This window comes from Alicyclobacillus dauci (genome assembly GCF_026651605.1).
Classification (GTDB): Bacteria; Bacillota; Bacilli; order Alicyclobacillales; family Alicyclobacillaceae; genus Alicyclobacillus; species Alicyclobacillus dauci.
In genome coordinates, this window is the sequence record NZ_CP104064.1 from 1,677,770 (window position 1) to 1,693,022 (window position 15,253).

The 15,253-nt window shown below is 53.8% G+C and carries 15 protein-coding genes and 1 pseudogene; 10 read left to right on the forward strand and 6 right to left on the reverse strand.

The window, feature by feature from the left end:
- Window positions 1–109: 109 nt before the first annotated feature.
- On the reverse strand, window positions 110–1,063 hold the full coding sequence (locus NZD86_RS08335) for an aldo/keto reductase family protein (protein WP_268046051.1): 954 nt from the start codon (window positions 1,061–1,063) through the stop codon (window positions 110–112).
- A gap of 164 nt (window positions 1,064–1,227) precedes the next feature.
- Between NZD86_RS08335 and NZD86_RS08340 the strand changes: the two genes are divergently transcribed.
- The 3 genes from NZD86_RS08340 to NZD86_RS08350 all read left to right on the forward strand — a co-directional run bounded on the left by NZD86_RS08340 (window position 1,228) and on the right by NZD86_RS08350 (window position 3,088).
- Window positions 1,228–1,776 carry a peptidylprolyl isomerase gene (locus tag NZD86_RS08340; protein ID WP_268046052.1) on the forward strand — a complete coding sequence of 183 codons (549 nt, stop codon included), beginning with the start codon at window positions 1,228–1,230 and terminating at the stop codon, window positions 1,774–1,776.
- Window positions 1,777–1,857: 81 nt separating this feature from the next.
- The gene (locus NZD86_RS08345) at window positions 1,858–2,157 is read left to right on the forward strand and encodes a hypothetical protein (RefSeq protein WP_268046053.1); all 300 of its coding nucleotides are present in this window, start codon (window positions 1,858–1,860) and stop codon (window positions 2,155–2,157) included.
- 118 nt (window positions 2,158–2,275) lie between these two features.
- Window positions 2,276–3,088, forward strand: a complete 813-nt coding sequence (locus NZD86_RS08350) for an SDR family NAD(P)-dependent oxidoreductase (protein ID WP_268046054.1) — start codon at window positions 2,276–2,278, stop codon at window positions 3,086–3,088.
- A 39-nt stretch (window positions 3,089–3,127) separates the two neighbouring features.
- Here NZD86_RS08350 and NZD86_RS08355 read toward each other — a convergent pair whose 3' ends face one another.
- Genes NZD86_RS08355 through NZD86_RS08365 form a run of 3 tightly spaced genes read right to left on the reverse strand, consistent with a single transcriptional unit; the run spans window position 3,128 to window position 4,625 of the window.
- Window positions 3,128–3,253: a hypothetical protein gene (locus NZD86_RS08355; RefSeq protein WP_268046055.1), complete on the reverse strand. Its 126-nt coding sequence runs from the start codon at window positions 3,251–3,253 to the stop codon at window positions 3,128–3,130.
- A 34-nt stretch (window positions 3,254–3,287) separates the two neighbouring features.
- A complete protein-coding gene (locus NZD86_RS08360; RefSeq protein WP_268046056.1) occupies window positions 3,288–4,247 on the reverse strand; it encodes an SHOCT-like domain-containing protein in 960 nt (319 codons plus the stop codon).
- A 6-nt stretch (window positions 4,248–4,253) separates the two neighbouring features.
- Window positions 4,254–4,625, reverse strand: coding sequence for a DUF2089 domain-containing protein (locus NZD86_RS08365; RefSeq protein ID WP_268046057.1), 372 nt, complete (start codon window positions 4,623–4,625; stop codon window positions 4,254–4,256).
- 140 nt (window positions 4,626–4,765) lie between these two features.
- Between NZD86_RS08365 and NZD86_RS08370 the strand changes: the two genes are divergently transcribed.
- Window positions 4,766–5,620, forward strand: coding sequence for a 3-hydroxyacyl-CoA dehydrogenase family protein (locus NZD86_RS08370; protein ID WP_268046058.1), 855 nt, complete (start codon window positions 4,766–4,768; stop codon window positions 5,618–5,620).
- On the opposite strand, the gene NZD86_RS08375 is transcribed toward NZD86_RS08370, so the two are convergent.
- Both NZD86_RS08375 and NZD86_RS08380 read right to left on the reverse strand, forming a co-directional pair.
- Window positions 5,608–6,555 (reverse strand): malate dehydrogenase, encoded by a 948-nt coding sequence (locus NZD86_RS08375; RefSeq protein WP_268046059.1) that lies wholly within the window; start codon window positions 6,553–6,555, stop codon window positions 5,608–5,610. The genes NZD86_RS08370 and NZD86_RS08375 overlap by 13 nt on opposite strands.
- 72 nt (window positions 6,556–6,627) lie before the next feature.
- Window positions 6,628–8,034, reverse strand: coding sequence for an NOL1/NOP2/sun family putative RNA methylase (locus tag NZD86_RS08380; protein ID WP_268046060.1), 1,407 nt, complete (start codon window positions 8,032–8,034; stop codon window positions 6,628–6,630).
- 178 nt (window positions 8,035–8,212) lie between these two features.
- Here NZD86_RS08380 and queF point away from each other — a divergent pair.
- From queF to NZD86_RS08410, 6 genes and pseudogenes are all read left to right on the forward strand, one after another.
- Window positions 8,213–8,557, forward strand: a pseudogene (gene queF, locus NZD86_RS08385) (preQ(1) synthase); the annotation flags it as partial.
- A 261-nt stretch (window positions 8,558–8,818) separates the two neighbouring features.
- The gene (locus NZD86_RS08390; protein ID WP_268046062.1) at window positions 8,819–9,997 is read left to right on the forward strand and encodes a YheC/YheD family endospore coat-associated protein; all 1,179 of its coding nucleotides are present in this window, start codon (window positions 8,819–8,821) and stop codon (window positions 9,995–9,997) included.
- A 230-nt stretch (window positions 9,998–10,227) separates the two neighbouring features.
- Entirely contained in the window at window positions 10,228–12,240 is a 2,013-nt protein-coding gene (locus tag NZD86_RS08395) for a hypothetical protein (protein WP_268046063.1), read from the forward strand.
- A gap of 14 nt (window positions 12,241–12,254) precedes the next feature.
- Entirely contained in the window at window positions 12,255–13,166 is a 912-nt protein-coding gene (locus NZD86_RS08400; protein ID WP_268046064.1) for an ABC transporter ATP-binding protein, read from the forward strand.
- Between the two features lies 1 nt (window position 13,167).
- Window positions 13,168–14,007, forward strand: a complete 840-nt coding sequence (locus NZD86_RS08405; protein ID WP_268046065.1) for an ABC transporter permease — start codon at window positions 13,168–13,170, stop codon at window positions 14,005–14,007.
- A gap of 72 nt (window positions 14,008–14,079) precedes the next feature.
- Complete coding sequence (locus NZD86_RS08410; RefSeq protein WP_268046066.1) at window positions 14,080–15,174, forward strand: sodium:calcium antiporter; 1,095 nt, start codon at window positions 14,080–14,082, stop codon at window positions 15,172–15,174.
- Window positions 15,175–15,253 lie beyond the last annotated feature (79 nt).

Here is a 15,253-nt window from a genome sequence, read left to right on the forward strand (position 1 = left end):
CATAGGGCAACGTGACACTGCGAGTCGTTGCCGAATCACGCAGGCATCCATGTTAAAAAAGAGGCGCCGGAGAACCGACGCCTCGTCTGCTTCTACCGTTTTGCTTGTTTTACGCCAGAACCGACTCGATTTCTGCGAGGATGTCATCGCTCAGCTTCACGCCCGAAGCTTTGGCATTTTGAACGACTTGCTCCGGCTTGCTGGCGCCGACGAGTGCGCTTGCAACGTTCGGCAACCGCAGGATCCAGGCGATCGCCAATTGTGCCAAAGAAAGCTCGGCTTTCTCGGCGATGGCGGTCAACTTCTCGACTTTGTCGTACACTTCATCCGTCAACGCGTCTTTGAGGAACATGTTTACTTTCGGCGTCGCCGCGCGCGAGCCTTCTGGAGCGGCTTGACCCCGGCGGTATTTGCCCGTCAGGACACCTTGTGCAAGCGGTGAGAAGACAACTTGACCAATGCCTGCGTCCTCACAGATGGGCACGACGGCCTTTTCAATATAGCGTTCGAACATGTTGTAAACCGGTTGGCTTGCAGCGAATTTGTGCAGGCCGAGTTCCTTTTGCAGTTGTACCCCTGCAGCAATTCGATCCGCCGGCCATTCACTCAGTCCAGCATACAGGACTTTCCCTTGTGAAATGAGGTCGTCAATTGCTCGGAGGCTCTCTTCCAAGTCTGTCTCTGTATCATAGCGATGGAAATAGAAGATGTCGACATAGTCAACACCGAGCGCTTTTAAACTCTTCTCAGCCTGAGCCATGATATGTTTCCGGCTGAGCCCTTTGTCGTTTGGCCCCTTGCCAACCGGCCAATATGCTTTGGTGGTGATGATGTAGCTGTCGCGATCATACGGCTGCAAAGCCTCACGCATCACTTCTTCCGCCGCATGCGGCGTCGAGCCGTACACGTTTGCGCAGTCAAAGTGGTTGATGCCGAGATCGTATGCTTGTTTGACACAGTTGATGGCTTGTTCCTTTTCCGTCACTGTGCCATATGTAAGCCAACTGCCCAGTGCAATTTCAGATACCTTGAGTCCGCTTTTTCCCAGTCTGCGATATTCCACTGTTTGTACACCTCCATGGTCCATTTTACTGGTTGCGAAATATATCCTGCAAACGGCAAGTGGACTTTGACGGGTACACTTGGAAAACTTTTGTCCGCAAAAGCTGCTGTGGTAAGCTAGGGGCACTAGGGCCGGACCTGTCCAGCCACAAACGAGGTGTATCGATGGCAGACTACAAGCAGTACGATCAAGTACCAGAAATGCAGCTACAAGAAGGCGCACGCTATGAAGCAATTGTTCACACCGATAAAGGCGACTTCACAATCGAACTGTTGGCAAAAGAAGCACCCATAACGGTCAACAGCTTTGTCTTCCTCGCACGAGACGGATTTTTTGACGATGTGATCTTTCACCGGGTGATCAAAGAGTTCGTCATTCAAGGTGGCGATCCAACAGGCACAGGCCGTGGTGGTCCGGGATATCGTTTCCGCGATGAGCTGCCGCCTGCCTATCCGTATGGACCGGGCATTGTGGCAATGGCGAATGCGGGGCCGAACACGAACGGATCGCAATTTTTTGTCTGCACGGGTGAAATGAGCAAAAATTTGAACCACGCACCGAATTACACTGTCTTTGGACGCGTTACTGCAGGGATGGACAACGTGCTTGCAATCGCGAGCGAGCCAGTTGAGCGCGGTCCGTCCGGTGAAGCCAGTACGCCTGTGAACCCAGTTCATATCAAGTCGGTCGAGATCGTTGAGCTGACAGCCTAGTTTCTTCCTATATCCACATTCGTCCACGCGATAAGTAACCAAGCGCCGTAGAGTATAGCAAACGCGCGAGGGGGGATCGACGTGGCGAATATTCGTGCTCTGGCTCACCAGCACATGGGGCGACCAGTGATTGTTCACTCGAGGTACGGAATTCACCGGGGGATTTTGCATCATGTAGACGATAACGGCATGTACCTGCGACTTTACCGCGGAAGAGGCGGCGCGCTCGTCAGCACGTCCGAACAGGCGTCCGTTCAACCATTGTCCGAGGCCGGTTCCGATAAGCTTGATGCGCAAGAAGTGTTTTGGCCGCTCTTTTTCATTCCGTTTGCAGTTGCATTGGCACTTGCTCCTTGGTGGTATGGACCATACTGGTGGTAAGACGTCGACCTGGCCGCTCGGCCAGGTTTGTCTTCTTAACAACGTGTCCGACCGTCCCTTTACGTGGGCGCGGTCGGACAACCTCTAAAACACTACTCACCGAAAAGGAGGACAAGCTATGACTCCGCGCGTGGCCTTTGTCACATCGGCAGGAAAAGGTCTCGGACACGCGATGGTTCTCACCTTAGCTTCGGCAGGTTTCGATGTTGCATTTACATACGGACAAAGCGAGCAGGAAGCAGAGGAACTCGCCTCCGAAGTGCACGGCAAGGGACAGCAAGCTCTGCCAATTCACTGTGACTTGTTTGACCGTGCGTCCGTCGCTGATGCTGTGGACGCAGCAAAATCAAAATTTTCGACCATCGATGCGCTCGTTCACAATTTCGGGCCATTCGTCTTTGAACGTAAACCGCTCGCCGACTATGACGAGGACATGTGGCAGCGGATGATGCACGGCAATCTGACAAACTTTTTCTGGCTGTATCGGGCCGTGATTCACGACATGCGATCACGCCGCTTTGGCCGACTCGTCACGGTTGGCTACGACGGCGCCGGGGAAGCGCGGGGATGGCGCTATCGTGCAGCGTACGCGGCGGCTAAGGCGGGGTTGGCAGCACTCACACGTTCCATCGCCCGGGAAGAGCGAACGTACGGGATTACCGCCAATATGGTCTGCCCCGGAGATATTCGGGGTCTGGATAAAATGCGAATGTTTGACGATGTGGCAGGAGAGTTGACGGCAGAGGGGCTGCGCCCAGTTGTCGGGGAAGATGTCGCACGCGCAGTCGCCTGGTTTTGTCACGAGAACAGTCAGGAAGTGAACGGTACCGTTCTTGAAGTGACCGGTGCCCGGGAAATCGTCGCCCGGGACACGCTCGGGCCACAAAGGACGGACGGCGCACGAGGCTTAGGTTCACCTCATGAAGATTAGGGTCTTCGAGTCCCTCATGCGCCGCGCATTTTTCCTTCATCATTCTTCCGTTTCGTCCGTGCGGACGGCGGCTTTCATCGTTTTTCGCACAGATGCCAGAATACGCCAGGTTAAATACATTGCAAACAGAATGGCAAGGGCAAAGTACAGGTTACTGTCGCGCACAGTCAGCCTCCTCGCAGGCTAATCACTTGGTTTGTCACTGCACGCTAATTTTTCCGTTTTTGCTTTCCAAATATACGGAAATTGGTGATGCCTCTGACTCCGTCTGAGGATCAGACTCGAACGTACAAATATTTTTTCGATCCTGCTCATAGTGAACTTCATACGCAGGGTTCGACACTTGGACAATGCCCATGAGGGACTTGGCTTGCCCACGCAGGAGTACGTCGGATGGCAGTCCCCGTAGAGCAATGGCGCCGTTCTTCGATTCGGCGTAAATTTCCTGTGAGTTTGCCTGGATAGCGTGGTGAAGCTGAATGCCGCCATTTTGCGTCGTGGTGCGCAGGCTTTGCGCGTTCACGTGGTGTACGTGAATCTGCCCGTTGATGGTTTCCAGTAAGATGTTGTTTGCATTGACGTGATCGATAAAAATGGCTCCGTTCTTCGTGTGAAGAGCCAAGCGATCCAATCCCTCTGGCACATATAAGTCGATCCGCCCACCGTAGATCTTTGCGCCATCCCATCGGTTGAGCAACCGAACACTTGCATCGTTCCCGATGACCGTGGTCTGCACGGCTTGCTCGAGGATTTCCTTTGCTTTGTCTTGTTCATCCGTCCGGACGTCCGCTTGAACGTACATGCGAATGTATGGCTGTGACCACTGTTCGACGCGAATCCGCCCGTTGGCAGACTCGATGCGAATCCGCTCTACATCGTTTGCAAACTCGTGTTCATAGGTGACTGCGAGGGTGTCACCGAAAGATAAGTTGGTCAAGTTCGTTTCCAGCCCTCGTCTGATCTCGGACACACTTTGGGTCAGCACGCTGGATAACTGTGCGCCAAACGACTTCAGTTCCGCGGCGGCACGGTCCCAAGCTGCCTTCCCATCTCCTTTGGGTTGTGATTTTTCCTCCAGTGCTTCGAGGAGCAAGTCTGCCTGTTCTGCCGTCAGTTTTCCTTCTGCAAGCAATTCAAGAATCTTCAGTCGTTCTTGCATCATCACTCATCCCTTTCTCAATTTGTCTAATGTCTCTTCGAAACTGAGCGCTCCATCTTCGAATTGTTTGATGGTATCCAACTGGTTCAGGGTGTTCTCTGGCTCGAGGGGAGGCTGATAGCCCAGGCTCTCGATCACCTCGTCTAAACGGGCACGAACTGTTGGATAGGAGATGCCCAGTTCACGTTCGACTTCCCGAATATTGCCGCGGCAGCGAAGGAACACTTCCACAAACGTCAACTGTTCCGGTGGTAATTGGAGAACGGGGCTAACCGCGAATGTTCCTTGAACTTTTGTCTCGCAGGAAGGGCACGACAGTTCTGTCACTTGCATTGCCGAATCACACGCTGGGCACCGGAATGGCATTCTGCGAATCACTTAGGTCACCCCTTAATAAATTTGATTTCAATATTAACATATTTAATCTGTCAAACAAATGATTGTGTGATACGCGGAGCAGAAAAATTTTCCGACAGAGGGCTTGTTTGTGCCATAATAGACGGCAGGAGGGGTGTCCAATGGACGTTGCAACCATCGGTGTTGTAGGTGCCGGATTGACCGGTCGTGGGATTGCTCAAGTTGCTGCGCAAGGTGGTTTCGATGTCTACCTGTTTGACGTTCAACCGTCTGTTGTCGATGATGCGCTGATGAGAATTGGTCAACGTTTAGCTTCAGATACTCGCAAGGCACGAATTTCGCAGGACGATAGCGAACGAGTGCTCCGTCGTATTCGAGCCTGTTCTCGTTTGTCGGACTTTGCCGAAGTGGATATGGTCATTGAGGCAGTGCCGGAGAAGTTAGCGACGAAAGAACAAGTATTCCGCGAGTTGAGTCGCATTTGCCCTGCGAGAACCATCTTTGCGTCGAACACGTCTGGGTTGTCCATTACGGCTATGGCCAGTGTGACGGATCGACCAGAATCATTCTTGGGTATGCACTTTTTTCATCCGGTTCCGGTCATGCAATTGGTCGAGTTGGTCCGAGGGAGTGAAACGAGTGAGACGGCGATGGATGTAGCAAAGTCCATTTGTGATCGGATGGGGAAGACGACCATTGAGGCCGCTGAGTCGCCCTTATTTGTCGTGAATCGGATTCTTGTTCCCATGATCAACGAAGCCATTTTCGTTTTGCAGGAGGGATTGGCAACGGCCGAAGCCATCGACACGGGTATGAAGCTTGGTGCGAATCATCCCATCGGGCCTCTCGCTCTGGCGGACATGGTGGGGTTGGACACGTTGCTCGACACGGCGCAAACACTGCTGGCGGAGACGGGCGATACGAAGTACCGCCCACCGTTGCTCTTGCGGCAAATGGTCCGTGCGGGAAGATTGGGGCGAAAGTCCGGTTCGGGATTTTACGATTACGCCGATTGACTGCTCTTCCACTCTTGATATGTTTTTTCCATACTATCTGCAGAGGCGTGAAGCCTATCAAATTCGTCCGCAGACAGGGGTGCCTCGAGGATCTGTTCCACGCCGAGCTCTGACACTTTCGCTGGAAGTCCGATGTACACGTCTTTGGGGAGACCGTATACGCCGTGACTTTGCACGGATACCGGGAGAACATGGGCGACTTGAGAACGGAGTGCCTCAACCATGGCGAGCACGGCGTGTGCAGGTGTGATGGCGGCGCCGTGCGTCTTGAACTTGGCAAGAATTTCCCCACCGCCGAAGCGCGTGTGCTCAACGGCTGTCTGCCACGCGTTCTCAGTCAGAACGTCCGTTGCCGGAATACCGTAAATGGATGCAAACCGTCGAACCGGAACCATGTGATCTCCGTGCCCACCCAGGACCATGGCTCGAACGTGCTGCTGGCTCACATTTGCAAGCTTGGCAAGCCAGTGGGCAAGTCGCGCCGAATCCAGAATACCGCCTTGGCCCATGACGCGTTCTGAGGGGAAGCCCGTGGCATGCCGCACCACTCGTGTCAAAATGTCGGCTGGATTCGTCAAGACAATGACGAAGGCGTCCGGCGACAGCATGCGAATGGACTGGCTGATTTCCTTCATCACCCTTGCGTTGGTCGCAATTAAGTCTTCTCGTCGAAGTCCCGGTTTCCGACCAATGCCCGCCGTGATGATCACGACGTTGGAGTCCTTCGACAAGATTGGATCGATCCCGCCAACGACCTTTGTATCGCTTCCCATCAGCGCACCCGACTGTTCGATGTCCATGGCTTTTCCTTCAGCCATGTCCTTTTGTACATCGATGAGCACGACTTCACCATACTGCTTTTGTGTCAAAAGGTCTGCGATCGCACCGCCTGTTCCACCCGCTCCGAACACAGTTACTTTCCAGGCGTTTGACATTGTATTTACCTCCCACAAGATATCGTCGTGTTCACCAAATGCAAAATGGCGGAAGTCGTGCTGGGCATGCGCCTATTCAGTTGATAATTTCACGAGATTGTTTTTACGCCATCCTTTCGGGTACAAATTATTGAGTCGCCCAGGTATGGCCTTCACCCAGCCCAGGACCAGGCCTTGGTGGACGATCACGGTGTGACCCTTATGCCCCCCGTCGTTTGCGAGCGCTTCGCCACGCATGTAGGCGATGGCCGTCTCTTCGTCGACTTCCACGACAAATCGAAAGTCCTTCGGTGCGCACCGGAGTGCAATGCCGTGCAGCGGTTCAATGCGATCTTTCGCCAGGCTCGCGAGCGGCGTGCCGGATCGCAGCATGCGCAATCCCCTTGTTGGCAACCCCGTCACTTCGTCGCTGAACAAGACACCTTTGTGCTCTCGAGGCACGAGCCAGCTTGACGGGTATTCGACCATATGTTCAGCAAGCCAACTCTCCCATGCCTGAGACCAACTGTGTTTTCGCTGTTTGTCTTTGCCGCGTTCAGCATCGTCAGCCGTTCCGTGTTCAGCACGCTTTCTGAGCCGTGCAACAAAATGGCCTTCGCCTCTTGCTCGGTGAGGCCAAAGGCGCCTTGCTTTCGCAAGGGATTCGCGGCCAAAAGCAAAGTTCGGTTCACCAGGTGACCATCCGGGCCAGAGGGGAAGTTCTTCCACCGTCAGATGCAGGTCATCTTCCAACCAGGCGACAATTCGTTCGTTTTCCTGAGGATTGAAAGTACAGGTGGAGTATATGAGTCGGCCGCCTGGGCGGAGCATCTTCACGGCGGATCGGAGAATATCTTGCTGCCTCCGCGAGCAGATGTCGGGCGACTCCGCTGTCCACTCCTGCGCCGCTGCAGGGTCCTTGCGAAACATTCCTTCACCCGAACAAGGGGCGTCGACAAGAATGGCGTCAAATTTCTCCGGCCAGACAGCGGCGAGTTCATCCGGCGAGTGGTTGACCACGGCCGCAGCGGCTCCCATACGCTCTAGATTCTCGGCGAGTATTCGAACGCGTGTGGGGTGAATTTCATTCGCCACCAGTTGTCCCTGATTCTGTAAGAGGGCTGCGATGGCCGTTGTTTTTCCGCCAGGGGCCGCACACAAATCGAGGATGCGCTCCCCTGGTTTCGGATCGATTGCCCGCGCAATAGCCATGGCTGACGGTTCTTGGATGTAGAGCGCACCAGCCTCGTGGAATACTGTTCGGCCGAGGGGGGCCCGTTCGTTTATGTAATAACCAAAGGGCATCCAGAGGATAGGTGACTCGAGGTGTTGCAGGATTGCCTGCGGAACACTGTCCCCGTCCGTGGCTCCCTGTCTAACTGAGTATCGTTGTACGCGAACACCACGTGTGGGCGCTTCCGACATAGCGGCTGCAAAGTCGGCCCACTCGCTGCCGAGCAATGGGGCCATTTGTTTAACAAATGCGTCAGGTAATACCACTTGGTTCTTCCTTTCAAAGCGACTTGGAAAATCTCATATGTAGAGTTTGTCCACCTAGTCATTTTGCCACATGACACACACCTCCATTGCACCAACTCGCTCAGGTCGGTATATTGGTACGGGTGAACCCTACGATTATATGGGAAGCACTAGTTTTCATCATAGAGGTGAGTGAGCGATGTTATCTCAACCGAGCAAAGAGCTCGTTACGGTACCCAATCCGCATCCAAACCGCGTCTACACAGTGGAAATGGATTGCGCAGAATTTACCACGCTGTGTCCGATGACGGGCCAACCTGACTTCGCGACCATTTACATTGAGTATCAACCGGCAGAAAAGTTGGTCGAGTTAAAGTCGCTGAAGATGTACCTGTGGAGCTTTCGGAATGAAGCAAACTACCACGAGGATTGCGTAAATCGAATTCTCAATGACTTTGTTGTGGCAAGTCAGCCAAGAAAGGCAAAAGTCATTGGTGATTTCACCATTCGCGGCGGCATTCACACAAAAGTAACCGTTGAATACACAGCGTGATGGGCGGGCGGTCGCAACCGCCCTCTTTTTTACTGGTTTTTGACCTCTCGGATCCTCCGTGAACAACTCAGATTTATTCCCCTCTTTGGGGACCCCTTGGACCAGATCTCTAAACAAATTGAGTCTTTAGCTGTCAACACGGTCCAACAAGCTTTTCCTACAGGTACACACTTCCCGTCTAGACGAATGCACAGTCGACGCCAGCGATGATTCACATATACTGTGCTGGGCTGTGCATCGAGGTGATCATGAGTGGAAACTCCGTCCACGTACATCGGCGTAGCAACAACCGTTGTTCCGAAGCTGAAGCAGACGAAACAAGGAAAATGGAAAAGACCGGCGATGCAGTATGTTCGCTTAGCTGAAGTGGCTAGGAAGCGTTACAACGCGATGGTGTATTTGTTTCATCCGCATCGTGTTGACTGGTCTCGCGGTCGTGTTGAGGCGTGGCTTCCGGAAAGCCTGGATCATCCACGTCAGAATTGGGTCAAACGCACGGTTCCACTACCGGATGTCATTTATGAAAACGTCTTTGTTCACCTTGCCATCAAAGGGTATACTGCGTCACTGCGACAGGAAGCTCAGAAGCGGCGGATTCCGTTGTTCAATCCAGTCTTACCGGGAAAATGGCGGATGGTTGAACTGTTAAAACAATCCGGCATGATGAGTTACTCCCCGGAAACGGAACGACTTCGCAGTCCGAGTCAGTTGAGACGTCGCTTAGGTCAGTGGGGGATCGCGTTCGTCAAACCGGTCGGGGGATACGGTGGCATGGACGTCAATCGCGTTGAGCGACTCGGCGACGGGCGATATCGTGTTGGTGTCGACCGGACGTCTGCGAAGACGGCGCGCATGCGTGTAACAATGGGGGATGCGGAACTCGCCAAGTGGTCAGAGGGAAAAATTCGTAGGCCACACTTGTTACAAAGAGGTTTGCGACTGATGACGGTGGGCAATCGAAAAGTCGACTTTCGCGTTGTCGTTCATCGTGATGTCCGAGGAGACTGGCAGCTCGTGGGGATCGTGCCGAAGATGGCCGCTGCGGATGGGGTCGTGACGAATATCATCGCAGGTGGTCAGCGGATCGACTTGGAAGCTCTTGTTGCGGCTGCGAGAACGGAGAACAAGGAAATTCCCGTCGCGCTCCTGGACCAAAAATCAAAAGACATTGCGAAGCAATTGTCGAATCGGTACCCTACTGTAGGACTCGTCGGATTTGATATGGCAGTTGAAGAGAACGGAAAAGTATCGATGATTGAAATGAATCCGAAGCCCGCAAGGTCGCTTTTGAGCGTTCCGATGTTGGAGCAGCTGGCCATTCATACGGTGGGGTTTGCTGTGTTTCTCGCGCGTAAACGTCGCAAGGCAGGTGCCGTGCTAGCGGGTTTTGAAACGAGTCAATCGATCCCGCTGCTTGATCATGACGCCTAGTCTTTCGATCTCAACGAGTGGAAAGCACAGCGAAATACAAACGTTTAACGCGGGACCGGTCCAGCCTTGCCAGGCGTCGTCAACCTGGTCCCGATTTTGTTTACGAAACATGTCGAGTTTGCCCGAACGTCGGTAACGATTACAATGAAAGAATAAGAGGAGACAAAAAGACAACAGCACCATTCGGATTTATAAATGAAGTGAACGGTTATCTTTGAAGGGACGATGGCATGTACACGCCAAAACGAACCAAACGCAAGCGGAAACAGGTGCTCAGGCGTTTCGCCAAATGGCGAGTTTGCATGACGCTTCTGCTAACCTGTTTTGGAACGTTACTCACCTGTCCGCATCAGGCTTATGCTGCGGCGGTGGACAAGCCAACTATGTGGATGGGCGCCACCGTGGGCTACGGTGGTTACTATAAAAAAGAAGATTGGGTTCCCGTGTCACTGACAATTCATCACGTGGGCCCCGAAAAGAATGGCCAACTTGTGGTGCGAGTGAATCAACCTCTCTTGGCAAATCGTCGGCTCTCCGGATCGCTTCAGTGGCCAGTTCAATTACCGACGGATGGCTGGTCACAGGTACAGATTACGCTCCCAGGTGGTGTCCTGGACGAGGGAGCGACCGTGACCTGTGTGGCCAACGGCAAACCGCTCTACACGGCTGATCTCACAGGTAATGCCGTTTCCCATGTCGCCTTAGTCGCCGTGTTGGCGAAAAATAACCAGGCCACACAGTTTCTTGCGGGTGCGAGTACGAGCTCGAATCCCGTCTTGCCTGTAGCCGTCAACCCAGATGGGTTTCCCACTTCGGCCAATGTGTTGGACAGTTTGACAGCGGTTGTGACCCCTGTTTCGACCTTGGAACAGTTGTCTACAGCACAGCAACAAGCTCTCCAAGACTGGGTGAAGTTTGGCGGTTTGCTCATTGTTTCGGGCACTGGGTACGGGACGAACATGTGGCGGTCTGTCTTGCCGCTCACGCCAGGGAATAGTCGAACGGTTGACCCGCATGCGCTGGCTGATTTCGCAAACAGTACCGGGGATTCGCTTGGGAAAGCACTTGTCGTTCAGGCTAGCGGGATCGACGGAACGGCGCGACTGTGGGCAGGAACGAATCAGACCCCCTTGCTTGCCAGTGTGTCCTTAGGACGAGGCCAAGTGTGGCAAACGGCGTTCTCGCCAATGGACCCGCTTCTCCTTGGCTGGAGCGGCGATCCGCTGATGTGGACGGCGCTCTTCCGTCACGGCACGGAGACTGCGACGTCGGCCATTCCGTTGTTGTTTGATGCGAATGGCGCCTTGAGCCTAGCTTCCGTCGGCGATGCGTTGGCACCGCTCCGGGTTCCGTCGCTGCCTGTGTTCGCCATTGTTTTTGCTATTTATATTGCCCTCATTGGACCCATTGCCTTTTTCGTTCTCAACAGGTTCAGACGGGCTCAATTGGCTTGGGTGTTGCTGCCTCTTGTGAGTGTGGTGACCACTGTGGGCATCTATGTCTTTGGTGGGGCTCAACGCCCGACTGGATTGCTCACAGATGGTGTGGGCGTGTTGGACCTCACAGGCGACGGTACAGCTCAGTCGTACGGTGTACAAGCATTCATGTCGCCTTATCCTGGTGGACTGGATTTTCAGATGCCGAAAGGAACGCTCGCCGTGCCGATGTCGGTGCAGGAAACGGTTCCTTCACGCGATGCAGTTGTTCAGTCTGGCGACACGACGAACATGTTGTTTCGCAATGTCGGTCGCTGGCATGTTCGTTACGTTTACGCTGCTGGGACGGATCGGAATACGGGTCAATTTGTCACGGAACTCACGAGTGCGTACGGTCTTCTGTTCGGTCATGTGGCGAATCAGACTCCGTACACGCTGGATCACGTGGCAATCGTCTGGGAAAATCACATGTACGAAATTGGGACACTGAAACCGGGACAAGTCTATGAGTTGAATCCGACGCAAGTGACAGACACAACGGAATGGCTGTCGGACTACGGTACGTACAACCGGAATTTGACGCATGGCATTGGACGATCGCTCGGTGCCTACTTACCGCAGTTTGTCTCGTCATCGACGTCAGACAACTCGGTGGCGCCGCAGGCGATGATCATCGGAACGACAACTGAACGAACGTCGGAACTCCCGAAACCGGTTCATGAACAAGACGTCACAAGCGATAAGACGATTGTGCTTGTACGTCAGTACGCTGATGTTAATCCAGGAATTGGAGATGCATTGCAGTGATCCTCACGCAGAACATGACCAAGAAGTACGGAAAAATGGTCGCTGTAAACGAAATGAATCTATCTGTTCAACGCCAGACAGTGTTCGGACTCGTTGGCGAAAATGGGGCTGGGAAGACGACGGCCTTGTCGATCTTGGCGACGCTGTCCACGCCCACAAGCGGATACGCTTACATCAACGGCTATGAAGTCAGCCGCCATCCGCGTGATGTCCGCCGCTCCATCGGCTACATGCCAGACTCCTTTGGCGTTTACGATGATTTGACCGTCATGGAGTATTTGCGTTTCTTTGCGGATTGTTATGACGTGGATCGGCGCGTCGTCAAGAGCCGCGCAGATGACTTGCTGGAACGAGTCAATTTGACGGATAAACGAGACACGTACGTCAACGCGTTGTCACGCGGGATGCAGCAACGTCTGGAAATCGCTCGGTGTCTCATGCACGACCCCGACGTGCTCATTTTGGACGAGCCTGCATCGGGGCTCGACCCGCGATCCCGCCTCGAAATGCGCGGTGTTCTTCACGGTCTGCGCGATCTCGGCAAAACCATTCTCATCAGCACCCACATTCTTCACGAATTGGCTGAGGTGGCGGACGAGATCGGCATCCTGCGGGGCGGCGAGTTGGTCGCTGTCGCGGCCATTCAAGTGATGCTTCAACACTCAAGTGCTTATCGGACCATCGAGTTCAACACAAATGATCCGGATGATTTGGTGGAACGGGTCTTGGCGGGGGATCGACAAGTGTTACAAGTGGAGCGGATTGCTTCAGGGTGGGAGATTCTCTACGGGGGTACGCAGGGGCAGCAGGCGACCCTGCTGACGCGAATGATTGAGGCGGGTATCACGCTGACTCAGTTTGCCGAGCGACCAACGGACATCGAGCAACTGTTTCTTCGCTTATCCAGGGTTCAGGAGGGCAAGTAAGATGCGGTATAACCCATTGTTCACAAAAGAGTTCCGTCAACGCATGCGAACCGTTCGGGCACCCATTGTCATCACGGGATACGTGCTGTGTATGGTCGCTTTGACGTTCTTTCTGCTGTACGAGAACGTGCAGGGACAGCTATATCTCGTGCAGCCGACCAAGAGTCAACAGGTGTTTGTCATCCTCAGTCTCCTGCAAATGGTTGTCGTGGCGTTTCTGACGCCAGCGTTTGCGGCCGGATCGGTAAGTGGCGAACGAGAGCGAAAGACGCTTGCTGTACTCTTGACCACACCTTTGTCTCCCATCGGCATTCTCGTTGGCAAAATCGTTTCGTCGAGCGCACTCCTCGTCCTGCTGATGTTCGTCACGCTGCCCGTCTACAGTTTGGTCTTTCTCTACGGCGGGGCGGTTCCCCAAGAGGTCATTGCCGTGCTGCTGTTTCAGCTGTTTACAACGGTCGTCATCGCGACACTGTGCGTGTTGTTTTCAACGATAGCCCTTCGGTCCACTTGGAGCACGGTTCTATGCTACGGCACGGTCTCGTTCATGATGATCGTCTTCGGTGCGCTGGGTTACGGGCTGAAACTTGTATATGAACGGAATCCCATTGAACTGTTCAGCCTGCACTGGGGAAATTTCCTCCTCTCGCTCAATCCCCTATACGTGGAAGCCACCCTGGAAGGGGAAGTATCAGGCAATCCACATATGTGGGTGACGTTTGCTTGGTTCTATACGCTAGTCATCCTTATCCTCCTCTTTCCGAGCCTGTGGAGACTGCGTCCTCAGTGGTTTTCACGCCTTCCCTTCGGCAAACGGGCAACCGAGAAACAGTACCAATGAGAAGCGGGCTTGTCATATTAAAAAACTCCCGCGCGTAGCGTATAAGGACGGGCTTCTGCGGGAGGAATGCGAATGATGATGACGGTGCAACTAATCTTCTCACTAGCCATGATTCTGTTCGGCGCAGAGCTCTTCACAAACGCTGTGGAATGGCTCGGCCGCAAGCTTGGCTTGGGACAGGGAGCGGTTGGTAGTGTCCTGGCCGCCATCGGAACGGCTCTGCCCGAGACGGCTGTGCCCGTCACGGCGATTGTCTTTGGCGGCTCGCACGAGGCGGAACAGGTAGGTATCGGCGGCATTCTCGGTGCACCTTTTTTACTTGCAACACTAGGTGCTCTGGTCATGGCTTGTGCCTTATTAGCCTTCCGATCACGCCACACAGGCTACCTCCTCCACGTCAATCCTCGCGCATATGGGCGCGACTCCACGTGCTTCATGATTGCCTACGTGCTGGCCATCCTTGCAGGTTTATTCCCGTCCGAGTTCATGCACGAACTGGTTCCGATTCTTCTCATTTCGGTCTACGTCGTATTTATTTTCATGTGCGTCCGCGATAAATCCGATCAAGTCGAAGCCGAAGAACTCAAACCGCTGTACATCCAGCGCAAACAGACGGATCCAACGATCACACTCGTATTTGTTCAACTGTTTATATCACTCGCGCTCATTGTCGGCGGCGCGCATGTATTGACTGGAGGCGTGGAGCGCATTGCCGTCCATGTCGGCATGCCAACGTTCGTCTTGTCTGCCATCATTATTCCCTTAGCAACGGAGCTACCAGAGACATTGAACAGCGTCGTCTGGATTCGCCAAGGGAAAGATAGTCTAGCGGTTGGAAATATCACCGGTGCGATGGTCTTTCAGAGCACACTGGTCCCGGCACTGGGAATCTGGCTCACACCGTGGAGTTTTACGTCCCACGCGGTCCTCACGGCGGGTCTGACGCTGGCAGCTGCACTCATCACATTCGGAATCTATCGCACGACGAAAGCGCTGCGACCGTGGTCGCTTTTACTCGCGTCCTCGTTTTATTGGATTCTTCCCATGCAGACGCTGGTCGCGCGTTACCAGATGGGCCACTTTTACTTGATCTTTGGCACCGTGATCGCAGCGACGCTCCTGCTCGCATTCACGTCAAGCCGCAGGCATAGCCGCTTTATGATTTAGGGATAATACCCGCCATGGCATGCTAGGGAAATTTATGATCCGCGAGCAAGTGTGGTACAATATTCCCTGTGGTTACTCG

Excerpts from the sequence above, each read along its gene's own strand:
- NZD86_RS08340 (WP_268046052.1), top strand. The coding sequence starts at position 1,228 with ATGGCAGACTACAAGCAGTACGATCAAGTACCAGAAATGCAGCTACAA.
- NZD86_RS08350 (WP_268046054.1), top strand. The coding sequence starts at position 2,276 with ATGACTCCGCGCGTGGCCTTTGTCACATCGGCAGGAAAAGGTCTCGGA.
- NZD86_RS08360 (WP_268046056.1), bottom strand. The coding sequence starts at position 4,247 with ATGCAAGAACGACTGAAGATTCTTGAATTGCTTGCAGAAGGAAAACTG.
- NZD86_RS08370 (WP_268046058.1), top strand. The coding sequence starts at position 4,766 with ATGGACGTTGCAACCATCGGTGTTGTAGGTGCCGGATTGACCGGTCGT.
- NZD86_RS08375 (WP_268046059.1), bottom strand. The coding sequence starts at position 6,555 with ATGTCAAACGCCTGGAAAGTAACTGTGTTCGGAGCGGGTGGAACAGGC.
- NZD86_RS08395 (WP_268046063.1), top strand. The coding sequence starts at position 10,228 with ATGTACACGCCAAAACGAACCAAACGCAAGCGGAAACAGGTGCTCAGG.
- NZD86_RS08400 (WP_268046064.1), top strand. The coding sequence starts at position 12,255 with ATGACCAAGAAGTACGGAAAAATGGTCGCTGTAAACGAAATGAATCTA.
- NZD86_RS08405 (WP_268046065.1), top strand. The coding sequence starts at position 13,168 with ATGCGGTATAACCCATTGTTCACAAAAGAGTTCCGTCAACGCATGCGA.
- NZD86_RS08410 (WP_268046066.1), top strand. The coding sequence starts at position 14,080 with ATGATGATGACGGTGCAACTAATCTTCTCACTAGCCATGATTCTGTTC.